General features: G+C 63.3%; 20 protein-coding genes. 11 read left to right on the plus strand and 9 right to left on the minus strand.

Going from position 1 to position 20031, the window contains the following annotated elements:
• The first annotated feature begins 20 nt into the window (after positions 1 to 20).
• From AB4Z53_RS02840 to AB4Z53_RS02865, 6 genes are all read left to right on the plus strand, one after another.
• Positions 21 to 746 carry an ABC transporter permease gene (locus tag AB4Z53_RS02840; protein WP_113536494.1) on the plus strand — a complete coding sequence of 242 codons (726 nt, stop codon included), beginning with the start codon at positions 21 to 23 and terminating at the stop codon, positions 744 to 746.
• On the plus strand, positions 743 to 1567 hold the full coding sequence (locus AB4Z53_RS02845) for an ABC transporter permease (protein ID WP_291149173.1): 825 nt from the start codon (positions 743 to 745) through the stop codon (positions 1565 to 1567). The genes AB4Z53_RS02840 and AB4Z53_RS02845 overlap by 4 nt, the downstream gene beginning before the upstream one ends.
• 1 nt (position 1568) lies before the next feature.
• A complete protein-coding gene (locus AB4Z53_RS02850; protein ID WP_441594554.1) occupies positions 1569 to 2738 on the plus strand; it encodes a M20 aminoacylase family protein in 1170 nt (389 codons plus the stop codon).
• A gap of 274 nt (positions 2739 to 3012) precedes the next feature.
• The gene (locus AB4Z53_RS02855) at positions 3013 to 4440 is read left to right on the plus strand and encodes a cytochrome ubiquinol oxidase subunit I (protein WP_441594556.1); all 1428 of its coding nucleotides are present in this window, start codon (positions 3013 to 3015) and stop codon (positions 4438 to 4440) included.
• Positions 4430 to 5434: a cytochrome d ubiquinol oxidase subunit II gene (cydB, locus tag AB4Z53_RS02860; protein ID WP_441594558.1), complete on the plus strand. Its 1005-nt coding sequence runs from the start codon at positions 4430 to 4432 to the stop codon at positions 5432 to 5434. The genes AB4Z53_RS02855 and cydB overlap by 11 nt, the downstream gene beginning before the upstream one ends.
• Before the next feature lie 500 nt (positions 5435 to 5934).
• A complete protein-coding gene (locus AB4Z53_RS02865) occupies positions 5935 to 6243 on the plus strand; it encodes a chorismate mutase family protein (protein ID WP_113536499.1) in 309 nt (102 codons plus the stop codon).
• A 27-nt stretch (positions 6244 to 6270) separates the two neighbouring features.
• On the opposite strand, the gene AB4Z53_RS02870 is transcribed toward AB4Z53_RS02865, so the two are convergent.
• Positions 6271 to 7437 (minus strand): pyridoxal phosphate-dependent aminotransferase, encoded by a 1167-nt coding sequence (locus AB4Z53_RS02870; RefSeq protein WP_441594560.1) that lies wholly within the window; start codon positions 7435 to 7437, stop codon positions 6271 to 6273.
• A 209-nt stretch (positions 7438 to 7646) separates the two neighbouring features.
• Complete coding sequence (mscL, locus tag AB4Z53_RS02875; protein WP_113536501.1) at positions 7647 to 8075, minus strand: large conductance mechanosensitive channel protein MscL; 429 nt, start codon at positions 8073 to 8075, stop codon at positions 7647 to 7649.
• A gap of 261 nt (positions 8076 to 8336) precedes the next feature.
• Here mscL and AB4Z53_RS02880 point away from each other — a divergent pair, with 261 nt between their 5' ends.
• Positions 8337 to 11840, plus strand: coding sequence for a PAS domain-containing hybrid sensor histidine kinase/response regulator (locus AB4Z53_RS02880; protein ID WP_441594562.1), 3504 nt, complete (start codon positions 8337 to 8339; stop codon positions 11838 to 11840).
• A gap of 59 nt (positions 11841 to 11899) precedes the next feature.
• On the opposite strand, the gene AB4Z53_RS02885 is transcribed toward AB4Z53_RS02880, so the two are convergent.
• A complete protein-coding gene (locus AB4Z53_RS02885; RefSeq protein WP_113536503.1) occupies positions 11900 to 12550 on the minus strand; it encodes a response regulator transcription factor in 651 nt (216 codons plus the stop codon).
• 81 nt (positions 12551 to 12631) lie between these two features.
• On the minus strand, positions 12632 to 13051 hold the full coding sequence (locus AB4Z53_RS02890; protein ID WP_113536504.1) for a hypothetical protein: 420 nt from the start codon (positions 13049 to 13051) through the stop codon (positions 12632 to 12634).
• A gap of 169 nt (positions 13052 to 13220) precedes the next feature.
• On the opposite strand from AB4Z53_RS02890, the gene AB4Z53_RS02895 reads away from it, so the two are divergent.
• Both AB4Z53_RS02895 and AB4Z53_RS02900 read left to right on the plus strand, forming a co-directional pair.
• Positions 13221 to 13568, plus strand: a complete 348-nt coding sequence (locus AB4Z53_RS02895; protein ID WP_113536505.1) for a DUF952 domain-containing protein — start codon at positions 13221 to 13223, stop codon at positions 13566 to 13568.
• Entirely contained in the window at positions 13565 to 14650 is a 1086-nt protein-coding gene (locus AB4Z53_RS02900) for a quinone-dependent dihydroorotate dehydrogenase (RefSeq protein ID WP_441594565.1), read from the plus strand. Before AB4Z53_RS02895 ends, AB4Z53_RS02900 begins: the two co-directional genes overlap by 4 nt.
• Here the strand turns inward: AB4Z53_RS02900 and AB4Z53_RS02905 are convergent.
• The 3 genes from AB4Z53_RS02905 to AB4Z53_RS02915 form a co-directional block, all read right to left on the minus strand.
• Entirely contained in the window at positions 14626 to 15981 is a 1356-nt protein-coding gene (locus AB4Z53_RS02905; protein ID WP_441594567.1) for an MATE family efflux transporter, read from the minus strand. The genes AB4Z53_RS02900 and AB4Z53_RS02905 overlap by 25 nt on opposite strands.
• 320 nt (positions 15982 to 16301) lie before the next feature.
• Positions 16302 to 16805, minus strand: coding sequence for a CAP domain-containing protein (locus AB4Z53_RS02910; protein WP_113536760.1), 504 nt, complete (start codon positions 16803 to 16805; stop codon positions 16302 to 16304).
• A 2-nt stretch (positions 16806 to 16807) separates the two neighbouring features.
• Positions 16808 to 17074 carry a DUF6460 domain-containing protein gene (locus AB4Z53_RS02915; RefSeq protein ID WP_113536508.1) on the minus strand — a complete coding sequence of 89 codons (267 nt, stop codon included), beginning with the start codon at positions 17072 to 17074 and terminating at the stop codon, positions 16808 to 16810.
• Positions 17075 to 17236: 162 nt separating this feature from the next.
• Here AB4Z53_RS02915 and AB4Z53_RS02920 point away from each other — a divergent pair, with 162 nt between their 5' ends.
• Both AB4Z53_RS02920 and AB4Z53_RS02925 read left to right on the plus strand, forming a co-directional pair.
• Entirely contained in the window at positions 17237 to 18175 is a 939-nt protein-coding gene (locus tag AB4Z53_RS02920) for a methyltransferase (RefSeq protein ID WP_441594570.1), read from the plus strand.
• A gap of 106 nt (positions 18176 to 18281) precedes the next feature.
• Positions 18282 to 18917: a YitT family protein gene (locus AB4Z53_RS02925; protein ID WP_034797123.1), complete on the plus strand. Its 636-nt coding sequence runs from the start codon at positions 18282 to 18284 to the stop codon at positions 18915 to 18917.
• An 80-nt stretch (positions 18918 to 18997) separates the two neighbouring features.
• Here AB4Z53_RS02925 and AB4Z53_RS02930 read toward each other — a convergent pair whose 3' ends face one another.
• Both AB4Z53_RS02930 and AB4Z53_RS02935 read right to left on the minus strand, forming a co-directional pair.
• Positions 18998 to 19462, minus strand: coding sequence for a carboxymuconolactone decarboxylase family protein (locus AB4Z53_RS02930; RefSeq protein ID WP_113536510.1), 465 nt, complete (start codon positions 19460 to 19462; stop codon positions 18998 to 19000).
• Positions 19463 to 19507: 45 nt separating this feature from the next.
• Positions 19508 to 20011, minus strand: coding sequence for an Rrf2 family transcriptional regulator (locus tag AB4Z53_RS02935; protein WP_441594572.1), 504 nt, complete (start codon positions 20009 to 20011; stop codon positions 19508 to 19510).
• Positions 20012 to 20031: the final 20 nt, after the last annotated feature.

The following is a 20031-nucleotide window of genomic DNA, read 5'->3' on the forward strand; positions in this document are numbered from 1 at the left end:
GCGCCATCGGAGCTCGACGTATGGCTGCGGATTCCCTCATCAATTGGGGCCTGCTTTCGCTTACGGCGCCCGGCTGGGGCGGCGTGTTGCTGCAAGGCTTCTTCAATTCCATTCAGATCGCCGTCGGCGGTTTCACGCTGGGGCTCGCCCTCGGTGTCGGCGGCGCCTTCGGCAAGCTCTATGGCGGCCCGGTGCTGCGCGACCTGCTCGAATGTTACACCACGGTCGTACGCGCGGTGCCGGAACTGGTGCTGATCCTGCTGCTCTATTACGCCGGCACCGATCTTCTCAACCAGGTGCTTGCGCTCTTTTCGATCGGCCCGGTCGACATCAGCGGCCTGATGGCCGGCATCTTCGTCATCGGCGTCGTCCAGGGAGCCTATTCGACCGAGGTGTTGCGCGGCGCGATCAAGGCGGTTCCTGCCGGGCAAATCGAGGCCGCGCGTGCCTACGGGATGTCGCCGACCAAGGTCTTGAGGCGCATCACGCTGCCGGCGATGCTGCCCTATGCCATTCCCGGCCTTTCCAATCTCTGGCTGATCGCGACCAAGGATACGGCGCTGCTCGCCGTCGTCGGCTTCAGCGAGCTGACGCTGGTCACGCGCCAGGCGGCCGGAACGACCAAGGCCTATCTCCTGTTCTTCCTGGCCGCCGGCGCGCTCTATCTGATGCTGACGCTCGTCTCCAATATCTTCATCGGCATGCTCGAACGCCATGCCCGACGAGGGTTGGCGGTGCAGCGATGACCGACGAAACCACACACGCCGTTGCCTTCACGCCCGAGGACCTGCCGACGGCCAAGAGCTTCTTCCAGCCCCATCGCATCGTGATGATGCTGGTCTTCGCAGCCTTCGTCGTCTCGATCGCCGTCTTCATGCGCTGGGATTGGCTGCCGCGCTACCTGCCGCGCCTTGGTTGGGGCATTCTCGTCAGTCTCCTGATGCTGTTCAGCACATCGATCCTCGGCTTCCTTTTCGCGGTGCCGATCGGCCTGGTGCAGGTGACCGGCCCCTGGTTCCTGAAGCTCCCTGCCAAGGTCTTCTGCACCGTCATTCGCGGCACGCCGCTGCTCTTGCAGCTCTGGCTGCTCTACTACGGGCTCGGCTCGCTGTTCCCGCAGTTTCCGGCCATCCGACAGTCCTTCCTCTGGCCCTATCTGCGCGAGGCCTGGCCCTATGGCATGGCGGCGCTGACCATCTCGTTCGCCGCCTATGAGGGCGAGGTCATGCGCGGTGCCTTTGCCGGGGTTCCGCATGGAGAGCTGGAAGCAGCCAAGGCCTATGGCATGGGCCGCTGGACGATGTTCCGCCGCATCTGGCTGCCGCGCGCCATCCACCGCGCGCTGCCGACGCTCAACGGCGAAACGGTGCTGCAGCTGAAATCGACGCCGCTTGTTGCCACCGTGACCGTCGTCGACGTCTATGCGGTGATCTCCAAGGTGCGGCAGGAAACGTTCCTTACCTACGAGCCGCTGCTTTTGCTGGCGCTCATCTATATGTGCCTCACCGGCATTCTGGTGGTGGCCTTCCGCAAGTTCGAAAATCGCATCCCAACCCGCGGTGCCTGACATGAAGCTCTCCTCCTCCATCACCAACGCCATGCCCGAACTCGTTGCGATCCGCCGCGATCTGCATGCCCATCCGGAACTCGGGCTGGAGGAGAAGCGCACCTCTGCCTTCATCGCCAAACATCTCGAAAGCCTCGGCTACGAAGTAACGACAGGCCTCGCGCAAACCGGCGTCGTCGGCACGCTCCGAAACGGTACTTCCACGCGCTCGATCGGTATCCGCGCCGATATCGATGCGCTGCCGATCCTGGAGGAAACCGGGCTCGACTATGCCAGCAAGACCGCAGGGCTGATGCATGCCTGCGGTCATGATGGCCACACGACGATGCTGCTGGGTGCGGCCCGCGCGCTCGCCGAACGACGCAATTTCGATGGCACGATCCACCTGATCTTCCAGCCGGCCGAGGAGAATTTCGGCGGCGCCAAGATCATGATGGACGAGGGCCTGTTTCAAAAATTCCCCTGCGACGCCGTCTTCGCGCTTCACAACGAACCGGGCCTGCCCTTTGGCCAGTTCGCACTTCGCGAAGGGCCGATCATGGCCGCCGTCGATGAGGCGCGCATCACCGTGCACGGCCGTGGCGGACACGGCGCCGAGCCGCAAGAAACGGCTGACCCGATCGTCTGCGGCGCCTCGATCATCATGGCGCTGCAGTCAATCGTTTCGCGCAACATTCACCCCATGGATCCCTCCGTCGTCACCGTCGGCGCCTTCCATGCGGGCTCAGCCAGCAACATCATTCCCGAGCGCGCCGAGATCGTCGTCGGCATCCGCTCCTTCGACCCCGCCGTGCGCGACGAACTCGAACGCCGCATCCGCATGATCGCCGAAGCGCAGGCCACGAGTTTCGGCATGCGCGCAACGGTCGACTACCAGCGCAGCTACGACGCGACGATCAACCACAAGGCCGAGACGGATCTCGTTCGCGACCTCGCAGTACGCTTTGCCGGAGCCGACAAGGTGGTCGATCTTGCCCGTCCGTTCATGGGCAGCGAGGATTTCGCCTATATGCTGCAGGAGAGGCCGGGGAGTTACTTCTTCCTGGGCTCGAAGGTCAGCGACGACGACAAGCCGCTGCACCATCCCGGCTACAACTTCAACGACGACCTGTTGCCGATCGGCGCCGCCTTCTGGACCGATCTCGCGGAAGCCTATCTCGCGCGCCGCTGAGGCGCGCTCGCCCTACCGTTCCGCCAATATGCCGCAGCGCAACATTGCCGCAGTGTGACAACGTGGCGGACGCGCTGTCATTGACGTTTGGCAAATTTGGCGCAGATTCAAGCGCATGCTGAGACGCCGGCACAAACACTGAAGTCTGTCCTGGCAAACGCCCAAAGAGGTTCCCTGATCGACGATCGGTCACGGACAACAAGATGCAGCAGCCAGAGCGATACGGCCCGCGTCAACGACGCCGCGCGTCCGTATGTCTGAAAGGATTGCGCCCGTGTTTGAAAGTTTCGATGCGACCCTGCTCGCTCGCTTCCAGTTCGCCTTCACCGTCTCCTTCCACATCATCTTCCCCGCCTTTTCCATCGGTCTTGCGAGCTACCTTGCGGTGCTGGAGGGGTTGTGGCTCCTGAAGAAGGATGCGGTCTATCTTGAGCTCTTCCACTTCTGGAAGACGATCTTCGCCGTCGCCTTCGGCATGGGCGTCGTCTCCGGCATCGTCATGTCCTATCAGTTCGGGACCAACTGGAGCGTCTTTTCCGACAAAGCCGGGCCAATCATCGGGCCGCTGATGGGATATGAGGTATTGACGGCCTTCTTCCTCGAAGCCGGCTTCCTCGGCGTCATGCTTTTCGGGCTCAATCGTGTCGGGCCGAAGCTGCATTTCTTCGCGACGCTCATGGTCGCCGTCGGCACACTGATTTCCGCCACCTGGATCCTTTCGGCCAATTCCTGGATGCAGACGCCGGCTGGCTTTGCCATGAACGAAGCGGGCCAGTTCGTTCCCGTCGACTGGTGGAAGATCGTCTTCAACCCGTCCTTCCCCTACCGCCTCGTGCACATGGTGCTTGCCGCGTATTTGACGACCGCATTCGTCGTCGGTGCCTGCGGCGCCTGGCACCTCATCCGCAAGACGGCGCCGCGGCGCGCGCGCAAGATGTTCTCTATGGCCATGTGGATGGCGGCGATCGTCGCGCCGATCCAGATCTTTGCCGGCGACATGCACGGCCTCAACACGCTGGAACACCAGCCGGCCAAGGTGATGGCGATGGAAGGCCATTACCAGAGCCATCCGGACGGCGCGCCACTCATCTTTTTCGGCATCCCGAACTCGCCGGAAAAGCGCATCGACTATGCGATCGAAGTGCCGAAGCTCTCCAGCCTCATCCTGAAGCATGATCTCAACGCCCCGCTCGCCGGTCTCGACACGATCCCGGAAGAGCTACATCCTCCCGTCGGCGTCGTCTTCTGGTCGTTCCGGGTGATGGTCGGCCTCGGCTTCGCCATGCTCGGCATCGGCCTCTGGTCGCTCTGGTGTCGCTACCGCGGCACGCTCGACAGCAATGTCTGGTTGCACCGCGCCGCCATCGCCATGGGGCCCGCCGGTTTCGTCGCCGTGCTCGCCGGCTGGGTCACCACCGAGGTCGGGCGCCAGCCCTACACGGTGTACGGGCACCTGCTGACGGCGAATTCAGTGGCGCCAATCGCAGCACCGGCCGTCGCCGCCTCGCTGATCGCCTTCATCATCGTCTATTTCTTCGTCTTCGGCGCCGGCACTTTCTACATCCTCCGGCTCATGGCACGCCTGCCGAAGGACACCCTGCCGGATCTCGACGAAGGACCATTGCGCAGCTCCGGCATCATGCCCGGCCCTGCCATTCACAGCACGCACGCCAACACCCAGGGAGGTCACCATGGACTTTGATCTGCCGCTCATCTGGGCGGGTATCATCGCCTTTGCGGTGCTCGCCTATGTCATTCTCGATGGCTTCGACCTCGGCGTCGGCATCCTCTTTCCATTCTTCCCTGAGAAGCACGACCGAGACGTGATGATGAATTCCGTCGCCCCGGTCTGGGACGGCAACGAGACCTGGCTGGTGCTCGGCGGCGGTGGCCTGATGGCCGTGTTCCCGCTGGCTTACGCGACGATCCTGCCAGCACTGTACGCCCCCATCATCGCCATGGTCATCGGCCTGATCTTCCGCGGCGTCGCCTTCGAATACCGCTGGCGCACGCGCCGGGCCGAGTATCTCTGGAACTGGGCCTTCTCCGGCGGCTCGACGCTCGCCGCGTTTGCGCAAGGGATCACGCTCGGGGCGCTGGTCCAGGGCATTCCGGTTGAGAATCGTGCCTATGTCGGCGGCTGGTGGGACTGGCTGACGCCGTTCTCGATCATGACCGGTATTGCCGTCGTCGTCGGCTATGCGCTGCTCGGCGCCACCTGGCTGGTCATGAAGACCCACGGCAACCTTGCGGACCAGGCGCGCGGCCTTGCGCTCAGGTGCTCCTTCGGCACCATCGCTGCCATGGGCATCGTCAGTCTCTGGACCCCGTTCCTGGAGCCGCAATATCTGGATCGGTGGTTCGGCTTTCCGACAGCGATCTTCAGCGTCATCGTGCCGGCCCTCGTTCTCGGCTGCCTCTATGCGCTGATCACGGGTATCCGCAACCGGCACGACAGCCGGCCCTTCATCGCGGCCCTCGGCCTCTTCGTGCTTGGCTATGCCGGCATCGGCATCAGCTTCTATCCCTATATGGTGCCGCCATCTCTGACGATCTGGGATGCGGCAGCACCGGAGGAAAGCCTGTCCTTCCTGCTCGCCGGCGCGCTGGTTCTGGTGCCGATCATCCTTGCCTACACCGCCTATGCCTATTGGGTGTTCCGCGGCAAAGTCGATCCCGAGGAGGGCTACCATTGACCAGCGAGACGGGTACCGGCCGCAAGCTCCTCTGGTTCGTCGGCCTCTGGTGTGCGGGGGTAGCGACCGTCACCCTCGTCGGCCTTGCGATCAAGCTGATGATCGGAACATGACCGATTCACATAAATTCCGCGCGGGAAGCGCAAGCCCGCGGAGTTTTTTCCGCTCTAAAAAGCCTCGCTCAAGCTTGGCCGGCTAACTTCTCTCAACACGTCAGCAGGCGATCGCCGCAGACGGAGACAGGACCGCACCCTCCTCCCCTGCAAAGCGATCGCCTGCTGAGGTGACCACCCGCGCTCAGTCGCCTGCGCATCTTTCCGCCCTCCTTTCGGAGTGGTGATGCCGCAAAGTGCGACCCTGTTGCCCCTTCTCAGAAAGCTCGCCGTTTGTTAGCAGTGCGCCGCAAGGGCGCCCCGCTTGCTGAGAGCCGAGGGACGCTCGAACGCCCTGGATCTGCGCGCGGCCGAAACGGCCAGGCCCCAGGCAATCGGACGAGACAGATGCAGAAGACCCCCGCGCAATGCGAAACCATGGCCGATGTGCGTGCCGAAATCGACCGGCTCGATGAGGCACTGATGACGCTGTTTGCCGAACGCTGGGGCTATATCGACCGGGCAGCCGAGATCAAGGCACCGCTGAAGCTGAAGGCGGATATCCCGGCGCGGGTCATGGAAGTGCGCGAGAACGCCCGCAAGAACGCCGCGAACTTCAATCTCGACCCCGATTTCTACGAGGATATCTGGGCGCGGCTGATTGGCCATGCGATTGCCCATGAGCAGAAAGTTCTGGGCGAGACCGGCGACGAATAGTCGCCTCCTCGGTCATGCGTCCCGGCATCAGCCGCCAAGAATATAGCGCTGCAGGCGGTCCGCCGCTTCCTTCACGTGGGCCGGATCGCGCAGGAAGCAGGCGCGCATGAACAGCGAACCGCCGTTGCCGAAGGCGGTGCCCGGTGCCAGGCCGACACCAGTCTTGTCGACGATATCGATCGCCGCCGCACGCGAATCCGTAACACCATCGATCTTCAGGAACGCATAGAGCGCGCCGTCGGGCTTCAGCGTTTCCACCCGGTTGGTGGCAATCAGCGCGTCGCAGAAGACGTCACGGTTTTTCGTCGCCTTGGCGACATTCGCGTCCAGGAAGGCATCGCCCTCGTCGAGCGCAACGACGGCGCCGCGCTGCATGAACTGGGCAACACCCGACGTCGAATATTGCACCAGGTTTTCCAGCACCTGCCCCATCTCCGGAGGAGCGACGATCCAGCCGACACGCCAGCCGGTCATCGACCAGTTCTTCGAGAAGGAATTGACGAAGAGGATCCGGTCGCCTTCCTCCATGACGTCGAGGAAGGACGGCGCGCGGGCGCCGATATAGGAGTAGAGCGCATAGATCTCGTCGGCGATGATCCAGAGACCATGCTTGCGCGCCAGCGCCAGGATCGCCGCCAGCTCCTCCCGCGTCGCGGTCCACCCGGTCGGGTTCGACGGCGTGTTGATGAACAGCGCCCTGGTCTTCGGACCGACCGCCGCTGCCAGTCGATCGAGATCGAGCTGCCATTTGCCGTGTTCGAAGCGCAGTTCGACGGAAACCGGACGGACGCCGGAGAGATCGGCGGCAGCGGCAAAGTTCGGCCAGGCCGGCGTCAACAGCACCATCTCGTCTCCCGGCGAAGCGATCGCCTCGATCGAGAGCTTGATCGCCTGCATGCCGGAGCCGACGACATAGAAATGCTCGGGCGAAAGGGATTTCTGGAAGCGCCGCTGATAGTAGCGAGAAAGCGCTTCGCGCAGCGGCGGGATGCCGCGCTGCCAGGTATAGAAAGTCTCGCCGGCCGTGAGCGCCTCGCGCGCCGCATCGCTGATGAAAGCGGGCGTCGGCAGGTCGCCTTCGCCGACCCAGAGCGGAATCAGCCCATCGCGCCCGCGGGCATAGTTCACCACTTCGACGATGCCGCTTTCGGGCGCCGCAAGTGCACGGGGACTGATGCTGCTCAGAATGGTCATCGGCGGGCTCCGGAGGCACGACGGTCCCAGGCCGGATCGCCCAAGATTATCGTGAAAGATACCAATGGACTGGAGCGGAGATGGCCTGCCCCAGGTTGCCCGTCGCTTCTAGCCGCTTTCGTCTGAGCGATCACGCGACTTTATCTGACCGGTTTATCGATTTCTGTGATGTTTTGAGGCCCCGGCGAGCCGGGGCCTCGAAGAAAGAGTTAGGCGCGCTGCTTCAGCAGATCGCGGATTTCGGAGAGCAGCAGGATGTCTTCCGGCGGCGGAGCGGCCGGCGCCTCGTCCTTCTTCTTCTCCATCGACGCGCGCATGCGGTTCACAGCCTTGATCATCAGGAAAATGATCCAGGCGAGGATCAGGAAGTTGATGAGCACGGTGATGAAGTTGCCGTAGGCAAAAACGGCGCCCTGCGCGCGAGCGGCGGCGAGAGACGTCGCGGTCACATTGGCGGAGAGCGGGACGAAGTAGTTGGAGAAATCGAAACCGCCGCCAGTGAGCGCACCAACAATCGGCATCACGAGGTCTTCGACGACCGACGTCACGATCTTGTTGAAGGCAGCGCCGATGATGACACCGACCGCGAGATCCATCACGTTCCCGCGGGCAATAAACTCCTTGAACTCATTCAGCATACGTCTCTCCGTTTTATCCCCGTTGAAAACGACCGCCGGCGCTGTCCCGCGCTGCAACCGTTTACGGAAACTAAACCAAAGCGGGCAGCGAGAAAACCTTTCTTTGCCTTTGGTCAAATCGCGCCTGCGAAAAGAGGGAACGAAACCCCTCCGCGTCCGAAAGCGCATTTTCTCTTGCAGCGCCTTGGACTTAAGACTCATGCGCGGGGCAATTCTCAACCTGACGGACTTGTCCTATGCTTCGCGTCGGAGGAGTGAGGCATGCTTTCGGGTTCGGTCATCTTTGCCTCGGCCTTCGCCTATCTGCTGCTGCTGTTTGCAGTCGCGAGCTATGGCGACCGGCGGGCCAGGAGGAAAAGCGCTGCGCTGAAAGGCAGACCGCTCGTCTATGCCCTCAGCCTTGCGATCTATTGCACGTCCTGGACCTATTTCGGCGGCATCGGGCTTGCGGCCGAGCGCGGGCTCGAATTCACCGGTATCTATATCGGGCCGATCCTGATGTTCACGCTGGGTATGCCGCTGATCCGCAAGATCATCCGCCTCGCCAAGACAGAGAAACTGACCTCCGTCGCCGACTTCATCGCCGCGCGCTACGGCAAGAACCCGGCCGTGGCAGCAATCGTCGCGCTGATCTCGCTGGTCGGCGCCATCCCCTATATCGCGCTGCAACTCAAGGCGATTTCGAGTTCTGTCGCGGCGATGATCAACACCAGCGACTACGGCATCGGCGCCGGGCAGAGCTTCATCGACCTGCCGCTGCTCGTGACCTTGTTTCTCGCCTGCTTCGCCATCGTTTTCGGCACGCGCCACACCGACGCGACGGAGCACCAGGACGGGCTGATCCTGGCGATCGCAATGGAGTCACTGGTCAAGCTCGTGGCACTCGTCACTGCCGGCTTCTACATCGTCTTCGTCATTTTCAACGGCCCGGCGCATCTCTGGTCACTGGCCACCGAAAGCCCGGCGGTACAATCGGCGCTGTCCTACGAGACCCCGACGGCGCGATGGATCCTGCTGATCGTCACCTCGGCCTTCGCGGTGATCATGCTACCGCGCCAATTTCACGTCACCGTCGTCGAAAACCGCACCGAGGGAGAACTTCGGACCGCCGGCATTCTCTTCCCGCTTTATCTGGTCGCCATCAATCTCTTCGTCCTGCCGATCGCGATTGCCGGCATCCTCACCTTCTCGGGTTCGGGCGACGCGGATCTTTACCTCTTGACCCTGCCGCTCGCCAACGGCCTGCCGCTCCTGACGCTGATTACCTTCATTGGCGGTTTCTCGGCAGCGACGGCCATGGTGATCGTCGCGTCGGTGGCGCTGTCGATCATGATTTCCAACGACATCGTCATGCCGGTGTTCCTGCGCCGCAATCTCAGCCAGCGCGGGGGCCTGCAGGAAAACCTAGCGGGGACGCTTCTCAACATCCGCCGCTCGGCGATCTTCGTCGTGCTGCTGCTCGGCTACGGCTATTACCGCTCCGCCGATATCAGCGCGGGGCTTGCATCGCTGGGGCTACTGTCTTTCGTCGCCATCTCCCAGATGGCGCCGGCCATGCTCGGAGGCCTCGTCTGGCGCCAGGCGAATGCGCGCGGCGCGATCACCGGCATGGTCTCGGGCTTCTTCGTCTGGGCCTATCTCCTGTTCCTGCCGAGCCTCGGCGGACCGGACAATTCTCAGGTCGCGGCAACGGTCCTAAGCTTCCTACTGCCATTTACAGACCTGTTCTCGGGTCCCGGCGCCGACCCGCTGGTCAATGCCACGACGCTGAGCCTGCTCGTCAACTGTAGCGCCTATGTGCTGGCGTCACTGACGCGAACGCCGAAGCCGATCGAGCGCTTCCAGGCCGGCATCTTCATCACCCGACGGTCGCGCACCGAGGGCACCTTCCGCGGTCGCAAGACCAAGGTCACGGTACGCGATCTCAAGGCGACGATCGGCCGCTACATGGGCACCGAGCGCATGCAGCGCTCGTTCCACACCTATGAGCGCCAATCCGGCCGCTGGCTGGACGACAACGCGCCGGCCGACATGGCGGTCGTGCATTTTTCCGAGCAGTTGCTCGGCAGCGCCATTGGCTCATCCTCGGCGCGTCTCGTGCTTTCGCTCGTCCTGCAGCGCGGCGACGACACGTCATCGGACACGGCCTGGCTGCTCGACCAGGCAAGCGAGGCGCTGCAGTACAATCAGGATATGCTGCAGACGGCACTCTCGCAGATGGACCAGGGCATCGCCGTCTTCGACAATGCCAACAACCTGATCATCTGGAACCGGCGCTTCCGCCAGCTTCTCGACTTGCCTGAAGCCGCCGGCCAGGTGGGCTTCCCGCTTGCCGATATCGTCTCGATCCTCACCAAGCGCGGCGATATCCGCAAGGATCAGGAAAAGGGGCTGATCGCCAACTTCCTGACACTCGACAAACCCTTCCTGCTCGAACTTAGCAATGGCGAGCGCATCATCGAAGTGCGTACCAACGCCATGCCCGACAAGGGCATCGTCACCACCTATACCGACATCACCCAGCGCGTTGCCGCCGACATGGCGCTGAAACAGGCGAACGAGACTTTGGAACTGCGCGTCGAGGAGCGTACTGGCGAGTTGACCCGCGTGAACCGGGAGCTCGCCGAAGCACGGGCTGCCGCGGAAGAGGCCAATATCGGCAAGACGCGGTTCTTCGCAGCGGCCGGCCACGACATCCTGCAGCCGCTCAATGCCGCCCGGCTCTACTCCTCCTCGCTGGTCGAGCGGCTCGGCGATTCCGATGATAGCACACTGGTCGAGAACATCGATTCCTCGCTGGAATCGGTCGAAGCCATTCTCGGCGCCGTGCTCGACATCTCACGCCTCGACACCGGCGCTATGAAGCCGCGGCTGCAATCCGTGCCGCTCAACGACCTGCTCCGCCGCATCGAGACCGATTTCGCGCCGATCGCCCGCGCGAAGGATCTCGAACTGGTGGTCATGCCGACCTCGCTCACTGTGCGCAGCGATCCGAACCTGCTTCGACGCGTGGTCCAGAACCTCGTTTCCAACGCGATCAAATATACGCTCGCCGGCAAGGTGCTGGTCGGCGTGCGCAGGCATGGTGCGATGGCGACGATCGAGGTGCTCGATTCCGGCATCGGTATTCCATCCTCAAAATTCCGGACGGTGTTCAAGGAGTTCGCCCGGCTCGACGAGGGTGCGCGCACGGCTTCCGGCCTCGGCTTAGGCCTTTCGATCGTCGATCGCATCTCGCGTGTGCTCAACCATCCCGTCAGCCTGCAATCGACACCGGGCAAGGGCACCGGCTTCAAGGTGACATTGCCGCTGGACATTAGCGCCGGCGAACGGGTCGCCGTCCGCCCGGTCGTTCCCAGCAAGGCAAGCGAGGCGCTCAACGGCTTGCGTGTGCTGTGCATCGACAATGAGCCGCGCATCCTCGAGGGCATGAAGGTGCTGCTGTCCGGCTGGGGCTGCGTCGTCAGCACGGCTGAATCGGTTGCCGCCTGCGCCGAGATGGCCGCACAGCCGGCCGAAAAGCCGCACGCTGTTATCGCCGACTACCACCTCGACGATGGAACGGGCATCGAGGCAATCGCGAGGATCCGGCTATCCGCGAGTGAGGCGATCCCGGCCTTGCTGGTGACGGCGGATCGCACTCCGGAAGTACGCGCCGCCGCCGAGCGCGACGGCGTCTCGATCCAGAACAAGCCGGTGCGACCGGCAGCGATGCGGGCGTGGCTGACGCAACTTTCGACGGCGGCGCGAACGGCTGCTGAGTGAGCGGCGTCGGCGGTGCGCCGGCGATAGAAGAATATGGCTGTAGCGCTGGGTCAACCGCCTCAGGCCGCGGCGACGGTGCCTATCTTGGAAAGCTGGATGACCGCCTGGGTGCGGCTGTCGACATTGAGCTTCAACAGGATCGCCGAGACATGCGCCTTGATGGTTGCCTCGGAGACGCCGAGCTCATAGGCGATCTGCTTGTTGAGCAGGCCCTCACCCAGCATGCTGAGAACACGCGACTGCTGCGGCGTCAGCGTCTGCAGCCGCTGCAGCAGATCGGCGACTTCCGGTTCGTATTCCTGCGTTTGGTCATAGCCCGCCGGCACGAAGACCTCGCCGGCCATCACCTTCTCGATCCCCTCGCGGATTTCCTCGATACCGGCCGACTTCGACAGGAAGCCGGAGGCGCCAAGGTCGAGCGCGCGGTGGATCGTTGCCGGATCGTCATGGGCGGAAACCACCATGACCGGCAGGCTCGGAAACTCGGCGCGAAGCGCAATCAGGCCGGAGAGGCCGCTGACGCCGGGCATGGTCAGGTCCAGCAGCAGGAGATCGGCATCCGGATAATCGGCAGCGGCCTTGCGGGCGGCGGCAAAATCGCCCGCCTCGACGATGGCAGGCGCGCCGTCCATGCCGCTGAGGGCCTGGCGCATTGCGCCCCGAAACAGCGGATGATCGTCCGCGATGATGATGGTCATGTCCGGCGTCATGTCGCTCCCTCCCAAGAGCCCGGCCTGCGACCTGCACGCCTCCACGCGCCGATCCGCATTCCGCATGGCCGATCCGGCGTCTCAGGTCTTCTGCGGCTCCGTCGCGGGGTCGCTGCCTTCGAGATCCTTCACGATATCCATGAACTTACGCATCATTCTTTCCATGATGCCCATTGTCCGGTCAATCTCTTCGTCGGTCGGAAGGTCCCGTTTCGCGACGCTATCACCGGATTTGACGGCCTTTTCCAAGGTCTCCACCCGTTTGGTCAAGAGGTCGATCTCCAGCTCGAGCGCAGAGCGTTCGTCCGCTGCCATGCGGCAAACGAGTTCGCCGTTCCTTTCCTGGCAGAGTGACACTTCGCCGGTTTGCGTGTCGAGCCGGGCGATGCCCGTCTCGGATTTCTGCATGCTATAGCGGCCGGGCGCCGGATCCTGCGCCGAGGCGATGCCGGCGAATGCCAGGCCGGCACCAATCAGAAGTGCGACAGTTGCTTTTCTCATGACGTCCTCTCCGTTGCGGTCCTTGCCAGATGACGTCCGGCACATGAACGGGATGAGCGAAATCGATCTTCACCACCGATTATGCGCGAATCGGCGTCCTTCTGCGATGGACAATCGCCGATATTTGCGGCAAGGCCACGACAGAAGATTACGGGGACAGACGGGCACAATGGGTTCCATCATCTACAAGATCGTTCCGGCCTCGCTGTGGCAGGAAGCCAGGCGCAGCGGGCGCTTCGACGGTGCACCCGTCGATCTCGCCGACGGTTACGTCCATTTTTCGACCGGCGAGCAGGTCGTCGAGACGGCGGCGCGCTATTTCGAAGGACAGGAAGACCTGCTGCTGGTCGCCGTCGATGGCGACGCGCTCGGCGAGGAACTGGTCTACGAACCCTCGCGCGGTGGTGCCCTCTTCCCGCATCTCTACGCCCCCCTCTTCCTCTCCGCCGTGGTCTGGGAAAAACCCCTGCCGCTTGGCGCCGATGGCTCGCATACTTTCCCGGAACTTGACGCATGAACCCGCTTACCAATCTTGCCCGTCGTGGCCTCTTCCTGTTCGATCCGGAGGCCGCACACGGCCTGTCGATCAAGGCGCTGAAGACCGGGCTCGTGCCCAGCTGTCCCGCCAAGGCCGACAAGCGGCTTTCCCAGACGGTCGCGGGCATCGAGTTTCCGAACCCGATCGGCATGGCCGCAGGCTACGACAAAAATGCCGAGGTGCCGGAAGCGCTGCTGAAGGTCGGTTTCGGGTTCACCGAGATCGGCACGGTCACGCCGAAGCCGCAGTCCGGCAACGACAAACCGCGCATTTTCCGGCTGGTCGAGGACGAGGCCGTCATCAACCGGCTGGGCTTCAACAATGAGGGCCATGGCGCGGCACTGGCGCGGCTCAAGGCCTGCTCGCGCAATGCGCTGATCGGCGTCAATATCGGCGCCAACAAGGACAGTGCCGACCGCATTGCCGACTATGTGAACGGCATTCATGCCTTCTACTCGGTCGCCCGCTATTTCACCGCCAACGTCTCTTCGCCCAACACGCCCGGCCTGCGCGACCTGCAGGCGCGCGAGAGCCTCGCCRCCCTGCTATCGGCCGTGCTCTCGGCTCGCGACGAGGAAGCCCGCAGCAGCGGCCGCTACGTTCCGGTATTCCTGAAGATCGCACCCGATCTGACGGAAGAGGGCATGGATGACATCGCAGCCGAAGTGCTCGCCCACAATCTCGATGGTCTGATCGTCTCCAACACGACGCTTTCGCGCGAGGGCCTGAAGGATCAGACCCAGGCGAAGGAAGCCGGCGGCCTCTCCGGCAAGCCGCTCTTCGAGAAGTCGACGGCGGTGCTTGCCCGCATGCGCAAGCGCGTCGGACCGAACCTGCCGATCATCGGCGTCGGCGGCGTCGGTTCGGCCGAGACCGCAGCGGAGAAGATCCGCGCCGGCGCCGATCTGGTCCAGCTCTATTCCTGCATGGTCTATGAGGGGCCCGCGCTGCCCGGCCGTATTGTGCGTGGTCTTTCGGATCTCTGCGACCGTGAACGGCTCAACTCGATCCGCGACATCCGCGACAGCCGCATCGACTATTGGGCCGCCCGGAAGGTCTGACGCGCTTTCGCGGGAATTCTCGAAAGCAGAAAGACGCCGCGCATCAGCAGGAAAAGGTTGAGGCCGGCCCAGAGCCCGTGATTGCCGAAGACGGGTACAAGCACGGCCAGGGCCGCCGCGTAGCCGACAAAGGCCACTACCATCATGTTGCGCATCTCGCGCGACCAGGTGGCGCCGATGAAGACGCCGTCCATCAGGAAGGCGAGCGCGCCCGTGGTCGCGGTTACCGCCGCCCAGGGCAGATACTCGTATGCGGCCGCGCGGACATCGGTCGCCGTCGTCAGCAGATTGACGAGCCTGTCGCCAAGGAGCACAAGGGCGATCGTGGTGACCAGAGCGAGCCCCAGCGACCAGGCGCCCGTGAGGCGTAGCGCCCGATCGAAGGCCGGGCGGTAGCGGGCACCGATCGAGCGGCCGATCAGTTGTTCGGCAGCATTGGCGAGACCGTCGAGGTAATAGCCGGCAACCAGGAAGATCGTCATCAGCACCGCGTTTGCCGCAAGCGTCACCGGTCCGAAGGCCGTGCCGATGCGCGTCATCAGCGCGAAAGCGGCCAGCAGCACGAAGGAGCGGATCATGATGTCGCGGTTGAGCCCGAAGAGCGGCTTCAGCCGTTCGCGATCGCAGATCAGCGCCCAGCTCGGCGCGTCCATGCGATCGAAGCGCCCATAAACGATGGCAAAGCCGGCAAGTGCACCGACAATCTCGCCGATGACGGTCGCGAGCGCGACACCCGTCACACCCCAGCCGAGAACGAGACCGACCAGGATCGAGAGCACGATGTTGATGCCGTTGATCAGTGTCTGCAACGCCAGACCGATGGTACCTTCGCCGCGGCCAAGCACGAAACCGAGGATGGCGTAGTTGGCAAGAGCGGCAGGCGCGGAAATGATGCGACAGAGAAAATAGGTCCGGGTGACGGCCGCCACCTCGGGCTCCGGTCCCATCAGCCATAGGCCGCCGGACAGCAGAAGCGGTGACACGAGCAGGCTGACCGCACCGCAAATGAGCGCGATGATCAGCGATCGCCAGAACACCGCCTGCTGCTCACGGCGGTCACCGCGGCCATAGGCCTGGGCAACCAACCCCGTCGTCGCTGCCCGCAGGAAATTGAAGGTGGTGAAGATCAGGTCGAACAGGATGGCGCCGATCGCAAGGCCTGCCAGCAGCGTCGCCTGCCCCATGCGTCCGACGACAGCCGTATTGACCAGCCCGAGCAGCGGCGTCGTCAGAAAGCCGAGCGTCATCGGCAGCGCAATTGCCAGGATCAGCCGATGGGTGACGTGAAAGGGGCCGGCAGGATCGCTCGGCGAGACGGGAGAGGCGGTCATCGAACGGTCCGGGCGTGATAGGTGAGAGTTGACCGTTTTAGGGAATGAGCATGGGGGGATGCAAGGTGGCAATTGCCGCTGCCGACCGCGAATACATACCCGGGTCAGCAAAGGCCCTTATCCTCGGGATTAACCCGAGGACTAGCCCTCGCCCCCGCAGGCGGGGGAGAGGGGTCGTGCGCGACGGCAACGTCGAATTCCGGGCTGCCAATGGGGATGTTGTGTCATCGAGCGCAGAAATGGCGGCCCGAGCGAGCGCCACTAGTCTCCTTCTCCCCATCCCTATGGGGAGAAGGTCCCGGCAGGGGGATGAGGCGCGCTTAGCCCGAAAGCACCATGGCCCAGAAAGGTCGGTTGCCGGAGGCGGCGTTATGGGCGACGGCAACGCCGAGGCCGCGATAGTTGCCGAGCATGTTTTCGAGATGCTTGGGCGACTTGAACCAGGCGTCGTAGGCGCGTTCTGCGTCGTCCTGGCCCATGGCAATGTTTTCGGCGGCCGGCAGGGTCACGCCCTGGCCCTTCATCCGGTCGTAGAAACTGTCGTTCCAGCCGATCAGATGCTGCATCTTACCAACCTTGGCCATGCGCGCCGCCTGGCTCATTGCAGCGGCCGAAGCCGCGCGGTCGGCCACGAGCTCTGTCAGCCCCTTGCCCTTGCGCAGCTTGTTGACGTAGCCGAGGCTCGCCGCAGTCTGGTCGCTGCCGGTGCCGCTTTCAGGCGTCAGCACCTTGGAGGTCGTGCAGCCGGCAAGCGCGCCGAGCGATAGGATGGCGGTGGCGCGCAGAAGGCCGCGGCGTTCGATGAGAAGAAACCGGTCCTGCATCATCAGCGCCGATAGCTCAGCACGCGAAGGATAACGAAGGCCGGAACGACGATCACGGCACCGAGCAGCAGGTAGTCCCCTACCCGGCCGAGTGCGGCAAAGCCGGTGTACCAGAGGTCGAGCAGGAAGTTGCGGACAGCGAAGTAGATATCGGTCGGATACCAACCGAACATCCTCATCACGAAGCCGACGAGGATCGACACCACGACGAGCTTGACCAGCACGCGCAGCGGCGAGTCACCCAAGAATCTGTCCATTCCGTCCGACATCCTCGAACTTCTCCTGTTTGTCTTCACATAAGCCGCGATCGGCGGCGTCGCAAGTCGGCCAGCCCCTGCATGGCGCCCAAGCTCTCTGTTTGGGCCAGATTCCGCTTGTGTTTTGCCGCATCCGGCGTCAGAAGCGCTGATCGCAACCAACATCTCACATTGATGACGCTCAACCAGCTCTCCTCCGGCGACCTGATCGCCGACCGCCGCGCCGACTACGCAAAAATGCTTGCCGAGGGCGGCGAGCACTCAAGCGCGGCCGAACTCATGGAACAGGCGCTGGAACAGGCACCCAACTGGGCAGCCGGCTGGTTTCGGCTGGCGGACTATGAGGAAAAATCGGGCCGGAAAGAGGCGGCGATCGAAGCGCTGCGGAAAACGCTGGCGCTCAGCCCTCAGGACATCTTCGGCGCCGGCCTGAAACTGGCTCTGCTTGGCGCTGCGGCCATGCCCGAACAGCCGCCGAGCCTCTATGTCGAGCGCCTCTTTGACGACTATGCCGACCGCTTCGACAAGGCGCTGGTGGAAAAGCTCGGCTATACCGTGCCGCAAAAGCTCGCGGCTCTGATCCAAAGCCATACCGGAGGCCTCATCTTCGAGCATGTGACGGATCTCGGCTGCGGCACCGGCCTCTTCGGCAAACGCATCCGGGATCAGGCACAGTTTCTCGAAGGTTTCGACATCTCCATCAATATGCTCGCCAAGGCCGAGGCGAAATCCACCTACGATCGGCTGGCACGCGCCGACCTCTCGCTCTCGCCGGAAACATCCGKCATCTTCGGCAACTTCGCCCCCGCCCGGGCCGATCTCGTCAGCGCCGCCGACGTTCTCATGTATCTCGGCAATCTCGACAGTGTCTTCGACATTACCCTCAGACTGCTTGTCGCAGGCGGCCACTTCGCCTTCTCGGTCGAGGATGCGGGCGATGGCGTGGATTTCCTCCTACGCCCCTCGCTGCGCTATGCCCACAGCGAAACCTATATCCGCGGGCTCTGCGCGACGCATGGTCTGGAGTTCAAGGCCATCGAGCGCACCGTCATCCGTATGGATGCCGGCCAACCGGTTTTCGGCATCCTGTTCCTGGCGCGCAAGCCTGCATAAAACGCAAGGCAGAGTCGCAAAAATAGGTCAGCATAACTGACATATTTTTCTTGATTGTTGTTGTGCATTGCAGCATTGCTCAAGCCATCGCAATCGAGGTTTCGCCATGGCTCAGATCAGCAGCGTTTTCGGTCTCTGGAACACCAGCCCGACCCGGCACTCGGCCGTCGAGGACCTGCAGGGCATCTTCACCGGCAGCCTGATTGCCGCGCTCGGCCTCTATTTCCTCGCAAGCGCGGGTCTGCTCACCGGCAGCACCGCGGGCGTCGCCTTCCTGCTGCACTACGCCTTCGGAATCAATTTCGGCCTCGCCTTCTTCCTGCTCAACCTGCCGTTCTTCTACCTGTCGCTGAAGCGGCTGGGCCCGGCCTTCACGGTCAAGACCTTCATCGCCATCGGCGTGACCTCGTTCCTGACAGACATCCAGTCGCGCCTCTTCCAGATCGGCACGATCCAACCGGCCTGGGCGGCCCTGCTCGGCGGCCTGCTGCTCGGCTACGGCCTGCTGGCGCTCTATCGCCACCGCGCCAGCCTCGGCGGCGTCGGTATTCTCGGCATCTACCTGCAGGAGCGTTTCGGCATTCGCGCCGGTCTGGTGCAGCTTGCGATCGACATGGTCGTGCTCGTCTTTGCCTTCGGCGTGACCTCACCCACAGTCGTCGCTTGGTCGGTGCTCGGCGCGGTCGTCCTCAACCTGTTCGTGGCCATCAACCACCGCGCCGATCGGTACATCGCCCTCTAGATCGGTTTCCCGCTTGGAAGGCCTGTTGCAAGAGGCAATTCCGGGAGAGCGCTTCGTGCTTTTCCCGGAACAGCTGTGACTCAGGCAGCCTTTGACGGCGCGTCGACCGGGTGCTGGGAGCGGAAGCCGACGGCGATCCGGTTCCAGGTGTTGATGACCCCGATCGCAATCGTGAGCTTGGTGATTTCGGCCTCGGTGAAATGCTCCTTCAGCGGCTCGAAATCTTCGTCCGGCGCACGCGTCTGGGCGATGTTCGTCAGCGATTCCGTCCAGGCGAGCACGGCGCGTTCGCGCGCGTCGTAGATCGGCGATTCACGCCAGGTGCAGATCAGGTGGATCCACTGCTCGCTGAGACCGCTATGGCGGGCTTCCTTCACATGCATGTCGACGCAGTAGGCGCAGCCGTTGATCTGCGAGGCCCGAAGCTTGATCAGGTGGATCAGACGGGGCTCCAGGCCCGAGTCCTTGACGACATACTTGTCCAGCGCGGCAACGGCCTTGTACGCATCCGGGGCGGCTTCGACGAAATTGAAACGCGGTTGCATGCACTTCTCCTTGGGTTGACTGGGATTTCTGGGGTCGCGGCGATCTCAAGCGCCGGCCGCTGACCGGCGTTCGTTGATCTCAAGGAACGCGTTGGTTCTTGCGGCAATGCTGCCGTCGTCCTTGGCGTAGAGCTCTTGCATGATGCCGGCGATGGTCACGCGCCTGAGCTCGGCGCGATAGGCCTGCTCGGCCCTCAGCATCGCGGCATTGATGGTGCAGGGCGCCGTCGGCTTGCAAGTGTAGGGATTGGGACCGCGCAGGCGGATCTCGTTGCAGCGGAACGCCGGCTCCGGGCCCTCGACCGCAAGCACGATGTCGAGCAGGCTGATCTGCTCCGGCTTGCGGGCAAGGCGATAGCCGCCCTTCGGGCCCGGCACCGCCTCCAACAACCCTGCCCCCGACATCGCCTGCAGGTGCTTCAAGAGATAGCTGGTGGAGACGCCATGGAACTCGGCAAGGGCCGCAGCCGACAGCGTGCTGCCCGGCTGAAGACAGCTCAGCATCGTCACACTGTGAATGGCTTGCTCGACCCCATCACCGAGTTTCATTGGCACCTCCATAATCGTAG

Origin of the sequence: Ensifer sp. 2TAB8 (genome assembly GCF_052115125.1) — a bacterium.
Classification (GTDB): Bacteria; Pseudomonadota; Alphaproteobacteria; order Rhizobiales; family Rhizobiaceae; genus Ensifer.

Bases quoted from the DNA above. Each gene is read 5' to 3' on its own strand.
- AB4Z53_RS02840 (WP_113536494.1), top strand. From the start codon at position 21: ATGGCTGCGGATTCCCTCATCAATTGGGGCCTGCTTTCGCTTACGGCG.
- AB4Z53_RS02845 (WP_291149173.1), top strand. From the start codon at position 743: ATGACCGACGAAACCACACACGCCGTTGCCTTCACGCCCGAGGACCTG.
- AB4Z53_RS02850 (WP_441594554.1), top strand. From the start codon at position 1,569: ATGAAGCTCTCCTCCTCCATCACCAACGCCATGCCCGAACTCGTTGCG.
- cydB (WP_441594558.1), top strand. From the start codon at position 4,430: ATGGACTTTGATCTGCCGCTCATCTGGGCGGGTATCATCGCCTTTGCG.
- AB4Z53_RS02865 (WP_113536499.1), top strand. From the start codon at position 5,935: ATGCAGAAGACCCCCGCGCAATGCGAAACCATGGCCGATGTGCGTGCC.
- AB4Z53_RS02870 (WP_441594560.1), bottom strand. From the start codon at position 7,437: ATGACCATTCTGAGCAGCATCAGTCCCCGTGCACTTGCGGCGCCCGAA.
- mscL (WP_113536501.1), bottom strand. From the start codon at position 8,075: ATGCTGAATGAGTTCAAGGAGTTTATTGCCCGCGGGAACGTGATGGAT.
- AB4Z53_RS02880 (WP_441594562.1), top strand. From the start codon at position 8,337: ATGCTTTCGGGTTCGGTCATCTTTGCCTCGGCCTTCGCCTATCTGCTG.
- AB4Z53_RS02885 (WP_113536503.1), bottom strand. From the start codon at position 12,550: ATGACGCCGGACATGACCATCATCATCGCGGACGATCATCCGCTGTTT.
- AB4Z53_RS02890 (WP_113536504.1), bottom strand. From the start codon at position 13,051: ATGAGAAAAGCAACTGTCGCACTTCTGATTGGTGCCGGCCTGGCATTC.
- AB4Z53_RS02895 (WP_113536505.1), top strand. From the start codon at position 13,221: ATGGGTTCCATCATCTACAAGATCGTTCCGGCCTCGCTGTGGCAGGAA.
- AB4Z53_RS02905 (WP_441594567.1), bottom strand. From the start codon at position 15,981: ATGACCGCCTCTCCCGTCTCGCCGAGCGATCCTGCCGGCCCCTTTCAC.
- AB4Z53_RS02910 (WP_113536760.1), bottom strand. From the start codon at position 16,805: ATGCAGGACCGGTTTCTTCTCATCGAACGCCGCGGCCTTCTGCGCGCC.
- AB4Z53_RS02915 (WP_113536508.1), bottom strand. From the start codon at position 17,074: ATGTCGGACGGAATGGACAGATTCTTGGGTGACTCGCCGCTGCGCGTG.
- AB4Z53_RS02925 (WP_034797123.1), top strand. From the start codon at position 18,282: ATGGCTCAGATCAGCAGCGTTTTCGGTCTCTGGAACACCAGCCCGACC.
- AB4Z53_RS02930 (WP_113536510.1), bottom strand. From the start codon at position 19,462: ATGCAACCGCGTTTCAATTTCGTCGAAGCCGCCCCGGATGCGTACAAG.
- AB4Z53_RS02935 (WP_441594572.1), bottom strand. From the start codon at position 20,011: ATGAAACTCGGTGATGGGGTCGAGCAAGCCATTCACAGTGTGACGATG.